The sequence below is a fragment of the Novosphingobium gossypii genome, from assembly GCF_050433305.1.
Lineage (GTDB): Bacteria > Pseudomonadota > Alphaproteobacteria > Sphingomonadales > Sphingomonadaceae > Novosphingobium > Novosphingobium gossypii.
Genome location: NZ_JBNPXM010000001.1, coordinates 661,083 through 678,036 on the forward strand (window position 1 = coordinate 661,083; position 16,954 = coordinate 678,036).

General features: G+C 65.9%; 15 protein-coding genes and 1 tRNA gene. 7 read left to right on the plus strand and 9 right to left on the minus strand.

Going from position 1 to position 16,954, the window contains the following annotated elements; all coding sequences use genetic code 11:
- Positions 1-170 precede the first annotated feature (170 nt).
- A complete protein-coding gene (gene purL, locus GGR40_RS03500; protein WP_429274801.1) occupies positions 171-2,330 on the plus strand; it encodes a phosphoribosylformylglycinamidine synthase subunit PurL in 2,160 nt (719 codons plus the stop codon).
- 212 nt (positions 2,331-2,542) lie between these two features.
- Here the strand turns inward: purL and GGR40_RS03505 are convergent, their stop codons facing one another.
- On the minus strand, positions 2,543-4,345 hold the full coding sequence (locus GGR40_RS03505) for a DEAD/DEAH box helicase (protein ID WP_429274802.1): 1,803 nt from the start codon (positions 4,343-4,345) through the stop codon (positions 2,543-2,545).
- 187 nt (positions 4,346-4,532) lie between these two features.
- Positions 4,533-4,748, minus strand: a complete 216-nt coding sequence (locus GGR40_RS03510; protein WP_429274803.1) for a hypothetical protein — start codon at positions 4,746-4,748, stop codon at positions 4,533-4,535.
- 274 nt (positions 4,749-5,022) lie between these two features.
- On the opposite strand from GGR40_RS03510, the gene GGR40_RS03515 reads away from it, so the two are divergent.
- Complete coding sequence (locus GGR40_RS03515; protein WP_429274804.1) at positions 5,023-6,081, plus strand: NAD(P)-dependent alcohol dehydrogenase; 1,059 nt, start codon at positions 5,023-5,025, stop codon at positions 6,079-6,081.
- 75 nt (positions 6,082-6,156) lie between these two features.
- Here GGR40_RS03515 and GGR40_RS03520 read toward each other — a convergent pair.
- From GGR40_RS03520 to grxC, 4 genes are all read right to left on the minus strand, one after another.
- Positions 6,157-6,233, minus strand: a tRNA-Arg gene (locus GGR40_RS03520).
- Between the two features lie 39 nt (positions 6,234-6,272).
- On the minus strand, positions 6,273-6,803 hold the full coding sequence (locus tag GGR40_RS03525) for a DUF1178 family protein (RefSeq protein ID WP_429274805.1): 531 nt from the start codon (positions 6,801-6,803) through the stop codon (positions 6,273-6,275).
- A 7-nt stretch (positions 6,804-6,810) separates the two neighbouring features.
- Complete coding sequence (locus GGR40_RS03530) at positions 6,811-7,626, minus strand: carbon-nitrogen hydrolase family protein (protein ID WP_429274806.1); 816 nt, start codon at positions 7,624-7,626, stop codon at positions 6,811-6,813.
- Positions 7,627-7,630: 4 nt separating this feature from the next.
- Positions 7,631-7,894 (minus strand): glutaredoxin 3, encoded by a 264-nt coding sequence (gene grxC, locus GGR40_RS03535; RefSeq protein WP_429274807.1) that lies wholly within the window; start codon positions 7,892-7,894, stop codon positions 7,631-7,633.
- A gap of 152 nt (positions 7,895-8,046) precedes the next feature.
- Here grxC and GGR40_RS03540 point away from each other — a divergent pair, with 152 nt between their 5' ends.
- Entirely contained in the window at positions 8,047-8,514 is a 468-nt protein-coding gene (locus GGR40_RS03540) for an Hsp20 family protein (protein ID WP_429274808.1), read from the plus strand.
- A 154-nt stretch (positions 8,515-8,668) separates the two neighbouring features.
- On the opposite strand, the gene GGR40_RS03545 is transcribed toward GGR40_RS03540, so the two are convergent.
- From GGR40_RS03545 to tpiA, 3 genes are all read right to left on the minus strand, one after another.
- Positions 8,669-10,303 (minus strand): CTP synthase, encoded by a 1,635-nt coding sequence (locus GGR40_RS03545; protein ID WP_429274809.1) that lies wholly within the window; start codon positions 10,301-10,303, stop codon positions 8,669-8,671.
- Positions 10,304-10,445: 142 nt separating this feature from the next.
- The gene (secG, locus tag GGR40_RS03550) at positions 10,446-10,847 is read right to left on the minus strand and encodes a preprotein translocase subunit SecG (protein WP_429274810.1); all 402 of its coding nucleotides are present in this window, start codon (positions 10,845-10,847) and stop codon (positions 10,446-10,448) included.
- Positions 10,848-10,976: 129 nt separating this feature from the next.
- Entirely contained in the window at positions 10,977-11,732 is a 756-nt protein-coding gene (gene tpiA, locus GGR40_RS03555) for a triose-phosphate isomerase (RefSeq protein WP_429274811.1), read from the minus strand.
- A gap of 331 nt (positions 11,733-12,063) precedes the next feature.
- On the opposite strand from tpiA, the gene GGR40_RS03560 reads away from it, so the two are divergent.
- The 4 genes from GGR40_RS03560 to GGR40_RS03575 are packed head-to-tail and all read left to right on the plus strand — an operon-like array spanning position 12,064 to position 16,953.
- On the plus strand, positions 12,064-14,013 hold the full coding sequence (locus GGR40_RS03560) for a peptidylprolyl isomerase (RefSeq protein WP_429274812.1): 1,950 nt from the start codon (positions 12,064-12,066) through the stop codon (positions 14,011-14,013).
- Positions 14,014-14,033: 20 nt separating this feature from the next.
- The gene (locus GGR40_RS03565) at positions 14,034-15,545 is read left to right on the plus strand and encodes an anthranilate synthase component I family protein (protein ID WP_429274813.1); all 1,512 of its coding nucleotides are present in this window, start codon (positions 14,034-14,036) and stop codon (positions 15,543-15,545) included.
- A gap of 59 nt (positions 15,546-15,604) precedes the next feature.
- Positions 15,605-16,360 (plus strand): phosphodiester glycosidase family protein, encoded by a 756-nt coding sequence (locus tag GGR40_RS03570; RefSeq protein WP_429275208.1) that lies wholly within the window; start codon positions 15,605-15,607, stop codon positions 16,358-16,360.
- On the plus strand, positions 16,357-16,953 hold the full coding sequence (locus GGR40_RS03575) for an anthranilate synthase component II (protein WP_429274814.1): 597 nt from the start codon (positions 16,357-16,359) through the stop codon (positions 16,951-16,953). The genes GGR40_RS03570 and GGR40_RS03575 overlap by 4 nt, the downstream gene beginning before the upstream one ends.
- Position 16,954 lies beyond the last annotated feature (1 nt).

A 16,954-nucleotide genomic window follows, 5' to 3' on the forward strand; every position in this document is an offset into this window, starting at 1 on the left:
AGAGGCCACCAACACCATTATTCCCTCGTACAAAACGCGAGCAGCGCCTCTGCTGCTCTGTCTGCTGGTGAGCATTCCGATCTAGCGTTCCTATGGCCGAGATAGGCGCAAACCCACCTCTTCCCCCCAACCCACTAGCGTCCGCGCACCGACATGGCTAAGGGCACGGCATGAGCGGAATCACCCCTGACGTCGTCGAGGCGCATGGCCTCAATCCCGAAGAATACGAGCGCGTCCTGAATGCGCTGGGTCGAGAGCCTAACCTCGTCGAACTCGGCATATTCTCGGTCATGTGGTCGGAGCACTGCTCGTACAAGTCGAGCCGGTTCCACCTCAAGAAGCTGCCGACCGAGGCGCCCTGGGTGATCTGCGGCCCCGGCGAGAACGCGGGCGTGATCGACATCGGCGACGGGCAGGCCGCCATCTTCAAGATGGAAAGCCACAACCACCCCAGCTACATCGAGCCATACCAGGGCGCGGCGACCGGCGTCGGCGGCATCCTGCGCGACGTGTTCACCATGGGCGCGCGCCCGGTGGCGAACATGAACGCGCTGCGCTTCGGCCGTCCCGACCATCCCAAGATGAAGCACCTGGTCAAGGGCGTGGTCGCGGGGATCGGCGGCTACGGCAACTGCGTGGGCGTGCCGACGGTGGGCGGCGAGACGAACTTCCACAAGGCGTACGACGGCAACATCCTCGTCAACGCGATGACGGTGGGCGTCGCCGATACCGACAAGATCTTCTACTGCGCGGCCACCGGGCTGGGCAATCCCATCGTCTACGTCGGCTCCAAGACCGGGCGCGACGGCATCCACGGCGCCACGATGGCGTCTGCCGACTTCGGCGACGACATCGATGAAAAGCGCCCCACCGTGCAGGTGGGCGACCCCTTCGTCGAAAAGCTGCTGATCGAGGCGTGCCTTGAACTGATGGCGACCGACGCGATCGTCGCAATCCAGGACATGGGCGCGGCGGGCCTCACCTCCTCGTCGGTCGAGATGGCCAGCAAGGGCGGCGCCGGCATCCGCCTCAACATGAACAAGGTGCCCTGCCGCGAAGAGGCGATGACGCCTTACGAAATGATGCTGAGCGAAAGCCAGGAGCGCATGCTCATGGTGCTCCAGCCCGGCAAGGAAGCCATGGCCGAAGCCATCTTCCGCAAGTGGGAACTGGACTTCGCGGTGATCGGCGAAGTGACCGACACCGGCCACATGGTGCTGGAATTCGACGGCGAAGTGGTCTGCGACATTCCGCTGGGGCCCTTGGCCGACGATGCGCCCGAATATGAGCGTCCCTATGTCTCGGCAGAGGAATACAAGGCCTGGGCCGCGGTTCCGGCGCGGGGCGACCTGCCGGAACGCACCGATGTGGGCGCGGACCTGCTCAGGCTGATGGGCGGCGCGGATCTTGCTTCGCGCAAGTGGATCTGGGAGCAGTACGACAGCCAGGTCGGCGCGGATACGATGCAGAAGTCCGGCGGCGACGCGGCGGTGGTACGGGTGCACGGCACGCGCAAGGCGCTGGCGATCAGCACCGACTGCTCGCCCCGCTATTGCTATGCCGATCCCTATGAGGGCGGGAAGCAGGCCGTGGCCGAGACGTACCGCAACATCAGCGCGGTCGGCGGGCTGCCGCTGGCGATCACCAACTGCCTCAACTTCGCCAACCCGCAGCGCCCCGAAATCATGGCGCAGATCGTCGGCTGCCTGAACGGCATGGGCGATGCGTGCCGGGCGCTGGACTATCCCATCGTGTCGGGCAACGTCTCGCTCTACAACGAATCGAAGGCGACCGGCGGCGGCTCCGCGATCCTGCCGACCCCGGCGATCGGCGGCGTCGGTCTGCTGGCGGATCACGACCAGATGGCGACCATCGCTTTCAAGGCAGAGGGCGAGGACGTGTTCGTGCTCGGCGGAGAAGGCACGCACCTCGGTCAGTCGCTGTGGCTGAAGGATATCGCAGGCCGCGAAGCTGGCGAAGCACCCGGCGTCGATCTCAAGCTGGAAGCGCACAACGGCGGCGTCGTGCGCGGCTGGATCGGCGAAGGCAAGGTGACCGCGGTGCATGACGTGAGCGACGGTGGCCTCATCGTGGCACTCGCCGAAATGGCGCTGGCCAGCGGCCTTGGCTGCACGCTGGACAGCGACCTCACCACGGCGCAGGCATTCGGCGAAGACCAGTCGCGCTACGTGCTGACGGCGCCTGCGGGTACTGTTCTGCCTGAGGCGGTGAAGATCGGCACCGTTGGCGGCACCACCGTTGCCGGCGTGGAAATCGCCGCGCTGCGGGAAGCGAACGAGGCCTTCTTCAAGGACTGGATGGAGGGCTGATCGCTCTCGCACCCGCCTCGGCGGAATAAAAGAAACCCCGGTCTCCAAGGAGATGCCGGGGTTTCTTTATGCGCGCTTCACATGTCGCAAGAAGGTCACCTCGTGGTGAGGTTCACTCGGCGACGGCCATCAAAGCCAAAAACGAAACGACCCGGAGTCGCATGCGCGGCCCCGGGTCGTAGTGCTTCGATCACATTGTCGAAGGGAGCGGATTACCAGCTCTTCTTCGGCTTCTTGTGGAACGGCTTGCCACCGCCCGGACGGTCCTGGCGCGGGCCGGTGGGGCGTGCGCGGTACGGGGCGGAGCCGGAGCCTTCGCCACCCTGCCCTTCGGAACGCGGGCCGTTGCCGTGCGGACGACGGCCACGGCCCTGCGGACCTTCGCGGTCGCGGCTGCGGTGGCGCGCGGCGTCACGCGGGGCGTCGGGCGCGCGTTCGATGCGGACGGTGGCTTCGTATTCCCCGTCCTCTCGCGCGGTGCGGGCTACGGCGCGCTCGAACTGCTCGGCCTGGGCGGCGGGGATCTGGAAGTAGGTCTGGTCAGCGTTGATGCGGATCTGGCCCACGGCATCACGCGTCACGTGGCCGCGACGGCACAGCACCGGCAGGATCCAGCGCGCTTCGGCGCGCTGTTCGCGGCCCACGTCCATGCGGAACCACACGACGTCGTCGAAGCCGGGACGTTCGCGCTTCTGGCGGGCTTCGGGCGAATTGCCCAGCAGTTCCTCCGGCTGCGGCATCGCGGCGCGGTGTGCGCGCACCAGTGCAGCAGCGACGTCCTCTGCGCTCATCGTTTCGAGTACGACCTTGGCCAGTTCGCGGTCGTCGTCCTCGACCTCAACCGGGGCCAGCAGCTTTTCGAGCAGCCGGTCACGGTCCTGCGCCCGGATCGCTTCGGGGCTGGGTGCTTCGCCCCATTCGGCCTCGATGCGGGCGCCGCGCAGCATCATCTCGACGCGGCGGCGACGCGGATAAGGCACGAGGAGCACGGCAGTGCCCTTCTTGCCGGCACGACCGGTGCGGCCCGAACGGTGCTGGAGCGTTTCCGCATCGCGCGGGATTTCGACGTGGATCACCAGGCTGAGCGACGGCAGGTCGATGCCGCGCGCAGCGACGTCGGTTGCGACGCAGACGCGGGCGCGGCGGTCGCGCAGGGCCTGAAGTGCGTTGTTGCGCTCGTTCTGCGAATGCTCGCCCGAAAGCGCCACGGCAGAGAAGCCGCGCTCCACCAGCGTCGCGTGCAGGTGCTTCACGTTGTCACGGGTGGCGCAGAACAGGATCGCCGTTTCCGCTTCGTGGAAGCGCAGCAGGTTGACCACCGCATGCTCGATGTCGGACGGGGCTACCGTGACGGCCTTGTAAGAGATATCGCCGTGGCCACGATTTTCGCCGACCGTAGAAATACGCAGCGCGTTGGTCTGGTAGCGCTGGGCCAGCGCCTCGATCGGGCGCGGCATCGTGGCCGAGAACAGCAGCGTGCGGCGGCTTTCCGGCGTCGCGTCGAGCAGTTCCTCCAGATCCTCGCGGAAGCCCATGTCGAGCATCTCGTCCGCTTCGTCGAGCACGACGGCGCGCAGGGCCGAGAGGTCGAGCTTGCCGCGCTCAAGATGGTCGCGCAGGCGGCCTGGGGTGCCGACGACGATCGCCGCGCCGCGTTCCAGCTGCTTACGCTCCTTCACCGGGTCCATGCCGCCGACGCAGGTGACGATGCGAGCATGCGTCTTGGCGTAGAGCCATTCCAGTTCGCGGCTGACCTGCTGCGCCAGTTCGCGCGTCGGCGCAATAGCCAGCGCCAGCGGCTTGGCCGCGAAGGCCAGTTCATCATCGGCGAGCAGTTCGTCTGCCATGGCGAGGCCGAAGGCGACGGTCTTGCCGGAGCCGGTCTGCGCCGACACCACGAGGTCGCGGCCATGCGCTTCCGATTCGGTCACGGCGGCCTGAACGGGGGTCAGGGTTTCATAGCCATGTCCGGTCAGGGCGTCGGCAAGAAGCTGGGGAATCTGCGGAAAAGTCATTATAAGGTTCAACGAGTCCTGCCGCATCGAGGCGGCTTTCAAAGAGCATAAGGAGGGCTGCGTGGTCGCCCTCGGGCGCACCTGTTGCGCGGCCCATAGACCAGATCGCAGAAATTTGCGCGCTGAATTTCACGTTAGTGCGATTCGGCGGTTTCAGACACTACGGACTGGCGCCCGCGTCGGCAATTCAGGCGCGGGCGATACCGTGCGCAGCGCCTGCCGACGGCATGGCATGCGGACGTTCGGGCAGGTCTTCGAAACGAGGGTGAAAACCCAGCATCTCGTACATGTCGCGCTCAAGGAACGGCGCGGCGTCGCCTGCGCTCATCGCCACCCGCGCGCATTCGCCCATGCCGGGCAGCGTGGTGCGAAAAATTCCTTTGCGTTCAGGGTGCAAGCGCATCAATCTCATCTCGTGAAGGACCGACGCAATAGCATCGGACGCCAGGGAGCGCCCCGCTAACGGGGGCATCATCACTGATCAAGTCGCAGCTAAAACTGTCATAATTCCGCAAGACTGCCACAAAACGTTGATATTGAGCAATACTCAACGGTTCGTGAAACCCGGCGGGTCTGATGCCATCGCGCCAGACACCCTAAGTTGCAGCTGTCCGGATGCCCGACACGGGTTAGATCCGTCATACTATCTTTTTGTTCTCCAACCGTAAGGAACCACGATGCACGTTCACGCCTATGGCGCCCACGCCGGTGACCGCCCGCTCGAAGCCCTGACCATCGAGCGTCGCGAACCTGGCGCTCAGGACGTCTCGATCGAGATCGCCTACTGCGGCGTCTGCCATTCCGACCTGCACACCGTCCGCGCGGAATGGGGCGGCACGCTGTTCCCCTGCGTTCCCGGCCACGAGATCGTCGGCACCGTCAACGCCGTGGGCAGCGAAGTGACGCGCTTCAAGGTGGGTGACACCGTGGGCGTGGGCTGCATGGTGGACAGCTGCGGCCATTGCGGATCGTGCAATGAGGGCGTCGAGCAGTATTGCGAGAATGGCTTCACCGGCACCTACAACGGCGCCACCGCGGATGCGCCGGGCCATACGCTCGGCGGCTATTCGCGCGGCATCGTGGTGGACCAGCGCTTCGTCCTGTCGATCAGCCACCCGGCCGAGCAGCTTGCCGCCGTGGCGCCGCTGCTTTGTGCAGGGATCACCACGTATTCGCCGCTGCGCCACTGGAACGCGGGTCCCGGCAAGAAGGTGGGCGTCGTCGGCATCGGCGGCCTTGGCCACATGGCGATCAAGATCGCCCATGCGATGGGCGCCGAGGTGGTCGCCTTCACCTCCACCCCCGCAAAGCGGCAGGACGCGACCGATCTGGGCGCCGACAGCGCGGTGGTCAGCCGCGATGCGGAAGAGATGGCGGCGCAGGCGAACAGCTTCGACCTCATCATCGACACGGTGGCGGCCAGCCACGACCTTGACGCCTATGTAGCCCTGCTGAAGCGTGACGGCGCGCTGGTGATGCTGGGCGTGCCCGAGCATCCCCACCCCTCGCCCAACGTCGGCCAGATGATCTTCGGTCGCAAGTCGATCGCCGGTTCGCTGATCGGCGGTATCGCGGAAACGCAGGAAATGCTCGATTTCTGCGCGAAGCACGGCATCGTCTCCGACGTGGAGATGATCCGCATCCAGCAGATCGACGAGGCGTACGAGCGCATGCTGCGCAGCGACGTTCGCTACCGCTTCGTCATCGACAATGCATCGCTGGACGGGGCGGCCTGAGCATGAACTGAGGAAGACGGTCGCAGCTCCGCCACCGAAGCTGCGGCCGATCTTCTTTCGCGATGTACGGGAAAGTGGTGCGCCCGACGGGATTCGAACCCATGGCCCCCAGATTAGGAATCTGGTGCTCTATCCGGCTGAGCTACGGGCGCACTCAGGGGCCTCCTAGCGGCTGAGTTGCCGCTTGGCAATCAGTTCGCCTGATCGGGCGGAACCACCGGAAACGGCAGCGGCATCAGGCCGATACCCTCGTCCAGCAACTCCTGCGCCTGCGCCACGGTAGCGCGGCCGTGGATCGTCTCCGCCTCGCGATCGCCATAGTGCATCGCCCGCGCGTCGTTGACGAAGCTGTCGCCCACATAGCGCGAGGACTTGAGCGCCTCGGCCTGCATGGTAGCGAGGGTCTGCATCATCTCGGCCACTTGCGCAGGTGAAGGTGGCACAGGCGGCGTCGGCGCAGGCGGCAATGCCGGGGCGGCGGGGACCGCCCTTCCCTCCGGCTGCTGCACCGGCGCCTTCGTCTTTGCGCGCGGAGCATCCGGCAACTGGTTGCCCTTGCGCGCAAGGCGGGGCGCCTGCACGGCCTTGCCCACTTCGCCCGACCCGCAGTGCGGGCATGTGACGAAGCCGCGCTCATGCTGGCGCGCGTAATCGTCGGAGGACTTGAACCAGCCCTCGAAACGATGCTGCCCATCGCGGCATTCCAGGTCGTAGACGATCATCGCATGATTATCCTGCGATGACCCGGCGATTGGCCAGGCTGGGCAGTTGCGCGCGTACTTGCGCGATGCGCTCGGCATCGATGTCGACGAAGGCGACGTTCGCGCCCTCCCCGCCCATGTCGAGCAGCACGTCGCCCCAGGGATCGACCGCCAGCGAATGGCCGTAGGTTTCCCGCCCGTCATCGTGCGTTCCGCATTGCGCGGCGGACAGGACATAGGCGCTCGCCTCAACAGCGCGGGCGCGTTGCAGGAGGTGCCAGTGCGCCTTGCCGGTGGGCACGGTGAAGGCAGCCGGTATCGCGATGACGTCGCACCGCGCCCGGCCCAGCGCCTCGAACAGCGCCGGAAAGCGCACGTCGTAGCAGATCGCCAGACCCAGGCGGCCCACCGGCGTCTCCACCGTCACCACAGCATCGCCCGGCGTATAGGCGCTGGATTCGCGCCATGTTTCGCCGCTTGCAAGGTTCACGTCGAACATGTGGATCTTGTCGTAGCGGGCGCGGATCTCTCCGGCATCGTCGATCACGAAGGCGCGGTTGGCCCATTTGCCATCCTCGCGCGCGATCGCCAGCGAACCCAGATGCACCCACACGCCGTGCCGACGCGCCGCATCGCGCGCAGCGGCAAGGACGACGTCGTCCTGCTCGCTGCGGATCGAGGCGCGCGCGCGGGCGCGGTCCCGGTCCAGCAGGCCCGACATCTCGGGCGTGAACAACATCGCCGCGCCGCCCTCGCGGGCCTTGGTGACGGCGGCGGCGATGGCTTCGGCATTGACGTGCGGGTCGATGCCGGTGGTCATCTGGAACAGGGCTGCACGGATCATCGCGTCAAAGGCCCAGGATCGGGTCCAGCTTGCCCGCACGGTCGAGCGCGTTGATATCGTCGAACCCGCCATAGGCCTTGTCGTCGACCAGGATCTGCGGAACCGTGGTCGCGCCGGGCACGCGCTCCAGCATTTCGGCGCGCTTGGGTCCGCCCATGGTCAGGTCGTATTCCTCGTAGGAAACGCCCTTCTTGTCGAGCAGCGACTTGGCGGCGACGCAGTAGGGGCAGCCCCACTTGGTATAGATTTCGATCTTAGGCTGGCTCATGCCGAACTCCAGTTACGGACCCTTGAAAGCGCGGGCCGCTACCATATCTAGGAACGCGAGTCATGGCCCGCCATGGGCATGGCTCAGGAAACGGAGCGCCGACAGCGTCGGGCTCCATTTACACGAAGATTGCTCATCGGAGGATTTTTGTCATGAACCGCATCGATTTTTCCCCCTATCGCCGCACCATGGTCGGTTTCGATCGTCTTTTCGACATGATCGAGAACCAGAACCGCGCGAATACCGGGGACAAGTACCCCCCCTTCAACATCGAACGTCGCGGTCAGGATGCCTACCGCATCACGCTGGCGGTGGCCGGCTTCAAGCCCGCCGACATCGACATCACCGCGCAGGCCAACCTGCTGGTCGTCAAGGGCAACAAGCCCGAAGAATCGGCCGAGGGTGAGATGCTGCACGTCGGCATAGCCCAGCGCGGCTTTGAACGCCGCTTCGAGCTGGCCGACTACGTGCGCGTCGATGGCGCGGATCTGGCCGATGGCCTGCTGGTCATCGACCTTGTCCGCGAAGTGCCTGAGGCGATGAAGCCCAAGAAGGTCGCGATCGGCGGCAACGGCCTGACCGTGATCGACGGCGGCGAAAGCGCCACCGCGGCAGCATAAGCGGCGATTTCGGCGCGGCAGTTTCCCGTCCCTTTTCCGCCGTGCCGATATATGTTCGGGGGCGGCCTTCGCGAGAAGGCCGCCCCCTTTTGCATATCAGCTTAGAAAACGGAGCCGGCCTTGCGCCGGACCCATCGTCCGATCCGGCGCGGCGTCAGACCAGACGGGCCTGGCGCAGCGCGGCGGCGATGAAGCCAGCGAACAGCGGGTGCGGCTCGAACGGACGCGATTTGAGTTCCGGGTGGAACTGCACGCCGACGAACCACGGATGGTCCGGACGCTCGACGATTTCAGGCAGCAGGCCGTCGGGCGACATACCCGAGAAGATCAGCCCGTTGCCTTCAAGCGCCTCACGGTAGGAGCCGTTGACTTCGTAGCGGTGGCGGTGACGCTCGCTGATTTCGGTCGAACCGTAGATCGCGGCGACGTGGCTGTTGGGCGAAAGCGCGGCGGTATAGGCGCCCACGCGCATGGTGCCGCCTAGGTCGCCGCCCTCCGCGCGGATCTGCAGGCCGTCCTCGGTCATCCATTCGGTGATGATGCCGACGACGGGTTCCTCGGTCGGGCCGAATTCGGTGGAACTGGCCTTGTCGATGCCGGCCGACCGCGCGCCCTCGATGCAGGCCATCTGCATGCCAAGGCAGATGCCGAAGAACGGCACCTGACGTTCGCGGGCAAAGCGGACGGAGGCGATCTTGCCTTCGGTGCCGCGTTCGCCGAAGCCGCCGGGGACGAGGATGCCGTGCATCGGTTCGAGCGCGGCGGCGATCTCGGAATCTTCCTTCTCGAAGACTTCGGCGTCGATCCAGCGCACATTGACCTTCACGCGGTTGGCCATGCCACCATGGACCAGCGCCTCGTTCAGCGACTTGTAGGCATCCTGCAGGCCGACGTACTTGCCGACGACGCCGATCGTCACTTCGCCCTCGGGATTTTCGTAGCGGTCGGTGATGTCGTCCCAGCGGTCGAGCACCGGAGCCTTGGCCGCTTCCAGCATCCCGAAGTGATGCAGGACTTCGGCATCGAGCCCTTCGTGGTGGTACTGCAGCGGCACTGCGTAGATGTTCGGTGCGTCCAGCGCCTGGATCACCGCCTGCGGGCGCACGTTGCAGAACAGCGCGATCTTGCGGCGTTCGCTCTCGGGCAGTTCGCGGTCGGCGCGGCACAGCAGGATGTCGGGCTGAATGCCAAGGCCGGTCAGTTCCCGCACGGAGTGCTGCGTGGGCTTGGTCTTCAGTTCACCCGCAGCGGCGATGTAAGGCACCAGCGTGACGTGGACGAAGCAGGTCTGTTCGCGGCCCAGTTCATTGCGCAGCTGGCGCATCGCCTCGACGAAGGGCAGGCCTTCGATGTCGCCGACGGTGCCGCCGATCTCGCACAGCACGAAGTCCAGATCCTCGGTCTCCGCCAGCGCGAAGTCCTTGATCGCGTCGGTGACGTGCGGGATCACCTGTACGGTGGCGCCCAGATAATCGCCGCGGCGCTCCTTGGCGATGATGTCCTGATAGATGCGGCCCGACGTGATGTTGTCTGCCTTGCGGCCCGAAACGCCGGTGAAGCGTTCGTAGTGGCCAAGATCCAGATCCGTTTCCGCCCCGTCGTCGGTCACGAAGACCTCGCCGTGCTGGTACGGGCTCATCGTGCCCGGATCGACGTTCAGATAGGGATCGAACTTGCGAATGCGGACCTTGTAGCCACGCGCCTGAAGCAGCGCCGCAAGGCTCGCCGCCATGAGACCCTTGCCCAGCGAGGAGACCACGCCGCCGGTGATGAAAATATGCCGCGCCATGGGAATCGGGCCTTAAATTGCATGGGGGCCCTCAGGCAAGCGCCCGGAGCCTCATTCCACAGATCAAACACATGGAAATGCCGTCTGACTGCGCCAGACGGCATTCCGATTACGATGAAGCGCCCGCAGGCGCTCGCAAGGGTTACTGCTTGGCAGCACCACCAAGCGGATCGGCCGGGACCGAGTCGCCCTGCTGCGCAGGGGCCGGAGCAGCCGGGTTCGCCGCGCCGCCAAGCGGGTCGGCGGGCGCTGCGGGCTGGGCCGGGGCCGAGGCAGGCGCAGTATTGCGCTGAAGCGAGGTGTCGATGTCACGGCCCGAAGTCTCGTTGACCGCCAGCGCGGCGAGGCCGATGCTGAGCAGGACGAAGATCGCCGCCAGGATACCGGTGGCGCGGGTCAGGAAGTTGGCCGCGCCGCGTGCAGACATCAGGCCCGACGGGCTGCCGCCGACGCCAAGGCCGCCGCCTTCGGACTTCTGCACCAGGATCACGCCAACGAGCATGGCGGCAACCAGAGCCTGCACCACGGTCAGGAAAAGGAACATCTTCGTCTCAGCCTTATGTCGGGGCAAACCCCCGCGTTCTTGACGGCGCAGATAGGCGCTCTGTGTCGAGCGCGCAACCCGGCAACTTTATTGCGCTGCCGCCCCGACGGAGCGGCAGCGGATACCCGATCAGTCGACCAGCGAAACCGCCGCGCCGACGATCGCCAGAAAGCTTTCGGCGGTCAGGCTGGCGCCGCCCACCAGCGCGCCGCCCACTTCGGGCACGGCCAGCAGTTCTGCGGCGTTCTCGGCCTTGACCGAACCGCCGTAGAGAATGCGCACGTCCGCTCCCGCATCGCCATAGATGGCAACCAGCTTTGCACGAATCGCCTTGTGCATGGCGGCGACGTCCTCGACCGAAGGTACGCGGCCGGTACCGATCGCCCAGACCGGCTCGTAAGCCACCGAAAGCTTTTCCGGGGCGCCGTCGACGATCGGGCAGGAACCTTCCAGCTGTGCGGTAACGATGCCTTCGGCGTCGCCCGCATCGCGCTGCGCTTCTGTCTCGCCCACGCACAGGATCACCGCCAGCCCTGACGAGAGCGCAGCCTGCGCCTTTGCGTTGACATGTGCGTCGTTCTCGGCGTGGTATTCGCGGCGCTCGGAATGGCCGACGATGGTGAAGTCGGCGCCTGCATCCTTGAGCATCGGTGCGCTGAGGTCGCCGGTATAGGCGCCGTTCTCCTCGACATGGCAGTCCTGACCGCCGATGCCGATCAGATCGACGGACTCGCGCATCCGGTGAATCAGCGTGGCCGGGGGCGCAATGCCCACCTGTACCTTGGGAAAGCGGGCCGCCGCCCGGTCGATCGCGCGCGCTTCGTTCAGCATCGCGCGCGTGCCGTTCATTTTCCAGTTTCCGACGATGTAAGGCAATCCGGCCATATCAATCCCTTGATCCGATCTCGGCGAACCTTCGGGAACGCCCCCTCGGGTTCCCCTAAGCAGATTTCCGGTGATGTCGTTGCCGTGAGACCGGGAATCAGCTCGTCGCTTTCGCGGGCAGCTAGGGCACCGGCACCACGCTTGTCAAAATTCCTGCGCAGTTGCCTGCGCGGATTCTCCACCGTTGTCGTAGGAATGCCACGGGTGCAGTTTTGCCCCGCCCCTCGTGCAAGCGGCATTGCAGGATGGGCTAAGGCCCCTTAAAGCCTGCCCCCGTTTACACGCGACGCCGCACGGTTTCGCGCCAATATTCTGCTGATCGGCACGGTGCATGCTTCATTTTTTCCGCTCTTTTCTGAAGTCCAAGGTCGGCGCGGTAGTCGGCCTGTTGGTTCTCGGCCTTATCGCTCTGGCTTTTGCTAGCGGTGATATTGCGGGTCTTACGGGATCGGGCGGAGGTGCACCCGGTACTGCCGTAGCCACTGTAGGCGGAGAGAAGGTGACCGCCGACGAACTCGACCAGGGTGCCAAGCGCGGCCTTGAGCGGGTGAAGCAGCAGTCCCCCACCGCAACGATGAAGCAGCTGATCGCCGAGGGCGGCCTGCAGCAGATACTCGACAGCCTGATCGACGGTGTCGCCTTCTCCGTCTTCGGTGAGAAGCATGGCGTAGCCCTTAGCGATCGGCTGGTGGATAGCGAGCTGACGCAGATTCCGGCGTTCCAGGGCGTCGACGGCAAGTTCGACCAGAACGTCTTCCGGCAGGCACTAGCGCAGCAGCAGCTTTCCGAAGCGGCGCTGCGGGACGACATCCGCAAGAACATGATTGCGCAGGAACTGGTCGTACCATCGCAGATCGGCGCGATCATGTCGGAATATGCGGCGAAGCGCTATGCCTCGCTGCTCAGCGAAACCCGCAACGGCACCGTGATCGCCCTGCCCTCGCTGCTCTTCGCGCCGGAGCGCCAGCCCAGCGACGCCGAACTCGCCGCCTTCTACAAGGCGAACAGCGGCCAGTTCGTCCGCCCGGAACGCCGCACGATCCGCTATGCCGTGATCGACGCTGCCCAGCTGCCCGCGCCCCCTGCTCCCACCGATGCCGAAATTGCCGCGCGCTTCGACGCCAACAAGGCTGCCTATGCCGCCAAGGACGACCGCCGCATCACGCAGCTGATCGTCCCGACCGAAGCCGCCGCCAAGGCGATCGTTGCCGAAGTGGAGAAGGGCAAGTCGCTGGAACTCGCCGCCACCGAGAAGGGTCTTTCGGCGGCGAAGCTCGAAGCGTTCGACCGTCAGGATCTTTCCACGCAGTATTCGCCTGCCGTGTCGCAGGCCGTCTTCGCCGCGCCGGTCGGCAAGCTGGCCGCTCCGCAGAAGAGCGTGCTGGGTTGGCACGTCATCCGCGTCGATGCGGAAGTGAAGAGCCCGGCCAGGACGCTTGCCGAGGTCCGGGGCGAACTTACCAAGCAGCTCGTCGAGGAAAAGAGCCGCAAGTCCTACGCCGACGCGATCAACCGCATCACTGAACAGTTCACCGGCGGCGCCAACCTTGCCGAAGTCGCCAAATCGCTGAACGCGCAGGTCCAGCAGACGCAGCCGGTGACCGCCGACGGTCAGGTCTACATGAAGCCCGGCGAGACGGTGGCCGCGCAGTTGCAGCCGCTCATCAAGACCGCGTTCGATATGGACCAGGAACAGCCGCAGGTCGCCGAAGTCGAGAAGGGCAAGTCCTTCGCGATCTATGACGTGACCGACATTCAGGCCTCTGCTCCCGCCCCGCTGGCGCAGATCAGGAACGACGTGAAGGTCGCCTGGGCGATCGATCAGGGGTCCAAGGCCGCCAAGGCCGCCGCGATCAAAATGCAGGCCGCGATCCGGAAGGGTCAGACGGTGGAGCAGGTAATGGCCGCTTCCGGCAAGAAGCTGCCGCCCGCGCAGCAGGTTGCGATGTCTCGCCCCACTCTGGCTGCCGCGCTGCAGTCGGGCCGTCAGGTGCCGCCGCCGGTCTCGCTAATGTTCCACATGGCCAAGGGCACCGTAAAGGTGCAGTCGGCCGCCGGGGAACGCGGCTGGTTCGTGGTCCAGCTCAAGGACATCGTCCCCGCACAGGTAGACTCGCCCGACATGATCCGCCGCGCGCAAAGCGAACTGGGCCAGCAGTTGGGCCAGAGCTACGCCAAGGCACTGGGCGCCGCTATGCGCAAGGACGTGGGCGTGAAGCTGCACGATGCCGCCATCAAGTCGGTGCGCGACCAGCTCTCCGGCATCGCCGCCGCCAACTGACGTACAGGCAGGGGGCAGCGATGGAGCGCGAATACGATCGTCCGGCGGCGCTGGAGCAACTGGCTGCGGGCAAGCCCGTGCTGGTCTGGCGCAAGCTGGTGGCCGATACCGAAACCCCGGTGGGCGCAGCGCTCAAGCTGATCGAGGATGGGCGCGGCGACTTCCTGCTCGAATCGGTCGAGGGCGGCGAAGTTCGCGGCCGCTACAGCCTGCTCGGTCTGGACCCGGATCTGGTGTTCCGCGCCAGTGGCGAGGCTGCCGAGATCAACCGTGACTGGCAGGCTGATCGCAGCGCCTTCGCACCCCTGCCCGGCGGCACGCTGGCCGAATTGCGCACGCTGGTGGAAACCTGCCGCTGCGACGTTCCGGCGGCGCTGCCCAAGGCGCTGTCCTGTCTTGTCGGCTATTTCGGCTATGAGACGATCGGCCTCGTCGAAAAGCTGCCGCGCGCACCGCAAAGCCCGCTCGACGTGCCCGACATGCTGTTCGTGCGCCCCTCGCTAATCCTGATCTTCGACCGCCTTTCGGACGAACTGTTCTATGTCGCGCCTGTCTGGTCCACCAGCGGCGATGCGGCAACGCTGCTCGACCGCGCCGCCGAACGGATCGACGAAGCGCTGCGCAGGCTGGCCGCCCCGGCTCCCGGCCTGCCGCACGCCGCAGACCTGCCTGAACCCGTCCGCACGCCGATGATGGACCCTGAAGCCTACAAGGCGATGGCCCTGCGCGCGAAGGACTACATCGAGGCCGGCGACATCTTTCAGGTCGTGCTGGCCCAGCGCTTCACCTGCGAATTTCCGCTGCCGCCGCTGGCGCTTTACCGCTCGCTGCGCCGCGTGAACCCCTCGCCGTTCCTCTACTTCCTCGACCTTCCGGGATTTGCGCTGGTCGGCTCCAGCCCCGAGATCCTGGTGCGCGTGCGCGATGGCGAGGTCACCATCCGCCCCATCGCGGGAACCCGCCCGCGCGGCGCAACTCCCGCCGAGGACAAGGCGAACGAGATCGGCCTGCTCGCCGACCCCAAGGAGCGCGCAGAGCACCTGATGCTCCTCGACCTTGGCCGCAACGACGTGGGCCGCGTGGCGGCAGCGGGCACCGTGGAGGTCACCGACAGCTACACGATCGAGCGCTACAGCCACGTCATGCACATCGTCTCCAACGTGATCGGCAGGCTCGACACGGCAAGGCACGATGCCATCGATGCGGTCTTCGCGGGGTTTCCGGCAGGCACCGTTTCGGGCGCGCCCAAGGTCCGTGCCTGCCAAGTCATCGCCGAACTCGAACCGGAAACGCGCGGGCCTTATGCAGGCGGCGTCGGCTATTTCGCACCGGACGGCTCGGTGGACAGCTGCATCGTTCTGCGCACCGGTCTGCTCAAGGACGGCGTCCTTCACGTTCAGGCAGGCGCAGGCATCGTTGCCGACAGCGATCCCGCCTATGAGCAGCGCGAATGCGAAGCCAAGAGCGGCGCCCTCTTCGCCGCCGCCCGCGAAGCGATCCGCGTGGCCGGGGAACCGGGCTTCGGGCAGTGAACGCTGCCAGGGCGGTGGCACACAAGGCGACAGGCAAGGCGGCGTTTCTCTCGCTTGCGATGCTCAGCGCCCTCGCCGCCTGCTCCTCCGACCCCGCACCGCAGCCGCCCGCGCCACCGCCGCCGCCATGTCAGGGCGCGATGTTCGAGGGGGCCAGCTTCACGCACTGCACCGCCGTGCCGGGCCGCCACACCATTCATGCCGTACTCGGCCCCAAGGGCAGCGCGCCGTATCGCAGTCTGTCGCAGCTTGCGGTGGATCGCCCGGCCCGCAGCCACGAAGTCGCCTTCGCGATGAACGGCGGCATGTTCGATGCCGACGGGCAGCCCATCGGCTATTACGTCGAGGACGGCGAGAAGCGCCATGCGCTCAACCTCAAGGAGGGCTGGGGCAATTTCCACATGCTGCCTAACGGCGTCTTCTATGGCGACGCGGCGGGCAACTGGCATGTGCGTGCCGCCGACCGGTTCGAGCAATCGGTTACCGACCGCCCCGATTTCGGCACCCAGTCCGGACCGATGCTGGTCATCGACGGCAGGCTGCATCCCAGGATCACCGACAACGGCCAGTCTCTCAAGCTGCGCAATGGCGTGGGCGTCGATGCCAAAGGCCGCGCGCACTTCGTGATTTCGGACGAGCCGGTATCCTTCGGCAAGCTGGCGCGCTACTTTCGCGATGCGCTGAAATGCGACAATGCGCTGTTCCTAGATGGCAGCGTATCATCGCTGTGGGACCCGGAACATGGCCGGGTAGATGGCGGCCCCCCGCTCGGCCCCTTGATCGTCGTCGAGAAAAGCGCAAAGGCGGGTAAATGATCCTCGTCATCGACAATTACGACAGCTTCACCTGGAACCTGGTCCATTACGTCATGGAACTGGGCGTGGAAGTGGAGGTCGTGCGGAACGACGCGCTGAGCGCCGGACAGGCCATTTCCAGCGGAGCCAGCGGCTTCCTGATCTCGCCCGGTCCCTGTACCCCGAACGAGGCCGGTATCAGCCTCGACCTCGTCGGTGCGGCGGCGGATGCCGGGATGCCGTTGCTTGGCGTGTGCCTCGGCCATCAGTCGATCGGCCAGTATTTCGGCGGCAAGGTGGTGCGCGGTGGCCTGATGCACGGCAAGACTTCGCCTGTCTCGCATGACGGCACCGGCGTGTTCACGGGCCTGCCCTCGCCCTTCACGGCGACGCGCTATCACTCGCTCATCGTCGAGGACATTCCGGGGGCGCTTGTCGTGAACGCGCGTTCGGACGACGGCCACGTCATGGGCTTCCGCCACGCCACGCTGCCCATCCACGGCGTCCAGTTCCATCCGGAAAGCATCGCCACGCAACACGGCCACGCCATGCTGGCCAACTTCCTCAAGGCTTGCGGCATCGAAGCCCGCCTGCCGGAACGACTGAGCGCGTGAC

What these genes read in the sequence shown, in the direction of transcription:
- GGR40_RS03510 (WP_429274803.1), bottom strand. Translation starts at nt 4,748, where the DNA reads ATGCGCTTGCACCCTGAACGCAAAGGAATTTTTCGCACCACGCTGCCC.
- GGR40_RS03525 (WP_429274805.1), bottom strand. Translation starts at nt 6,803, where the DNA reads ATGATCGTCTACGACCTGGAATGCCGCGATGGGCAGCATCGTTTCGAG.
- tpiA (WP_429274811.1), bottom strand. Translation starts at nt 11,732, where the DNA reads ATGGCCGGATTGCCTTACATCGTCGGAAACTGGAAAATGAACGGCACG.
- GGR40_RS03565 (WP_429274813.1), top strand. Translation starts at nt 14,034, where the DNA reads ATGGAGCGCGAATACGATCGTCCGGCGGCGCTGGAGCAACTGGCTGCG.
- GGR40_RS03560 (WP_429274812.1), top strand. Translation starts at nt 12,064, where the DNA reads ATGCTTCATTTTTTCCGCTCTTTTCTGAAGTCCAAGGTCGGCGCGGTA.
- secG (WP_429274810.1), bottom strand. Translation starts at nt 10,847, where the DNA reads ATGTTCCTTTTCCTGACCGTGGTGCAGGCTCTGGTTGCCGCCATGCTC.
- GGR40_RS03545 (WP_429274809.1), bottom strand. Translation starts at nt 10,303, where the DNA reads ATGGCGCGGCATATTTTCATCACCGGCGGCGTGGTCTCCTCGCTGGGC.
- GGR40_RS03540 (WP_429274808.1), top strand. Translation starts at nt 8,047, where the DNA reads ATGAACCGCATCGATTTTTCCCCCTATCGCCGCACCATGGTCGGTTTC.
- GGR40_RS03575 (WP_429274814.1), top strand. Translation starts at nt 16,357, where the DNA reads ATGATCCTCGTCATCGACAATTACGACAGCTTCACCTGGAACCTGGTC.
- GGR40_RS03570 (WP_429275208.1), top strand. Translation starts at nt 15,605, where the DNA reads ATGCTCAGCGCCCTCGCCGCCTGCTCCTCCGACCCCGCACCGCAGCCG.
- GGR40_RS03505 (WP_429274802.1), bottom strand. Translation starts at nt 4,345, where the DNA reads ATGACTTTTCCGCAGATTCCCCAGCTTCTTGCCGACGCCCTGACCGGA.
- GGR40_RS03515 (WP_429274804.1), top strand. Translation starts at nt 5,023, where the DNA reads ATGCACGTTCACGCCTATGGCGCCCACGCCGGTGACCGCCCGCTCGAA.
- GGR40_RS03530 (WP_429274806.1), bottom strand. Translation starts at nt 7,626, where the DNA reads ATGATCCGTGCAGCCCTGTTCCAGATGACCACCGGCATCGACCCGCAC.
- purL (WP_429274801.1), top strand. Translation starts at nt 171, where the DNA reads ATGAGCGGAATCACCCCTGACGTCGTCGAGGCGCATGGCCTCAATCCC.
- grxC (WP_429274807.1), bottom strand. Translation starts at nt 7,894, where the DNA reads ATGAGCCAGCCTAAGATCGAAATCTATACCAAGTGGGGCTGCCCCTAC.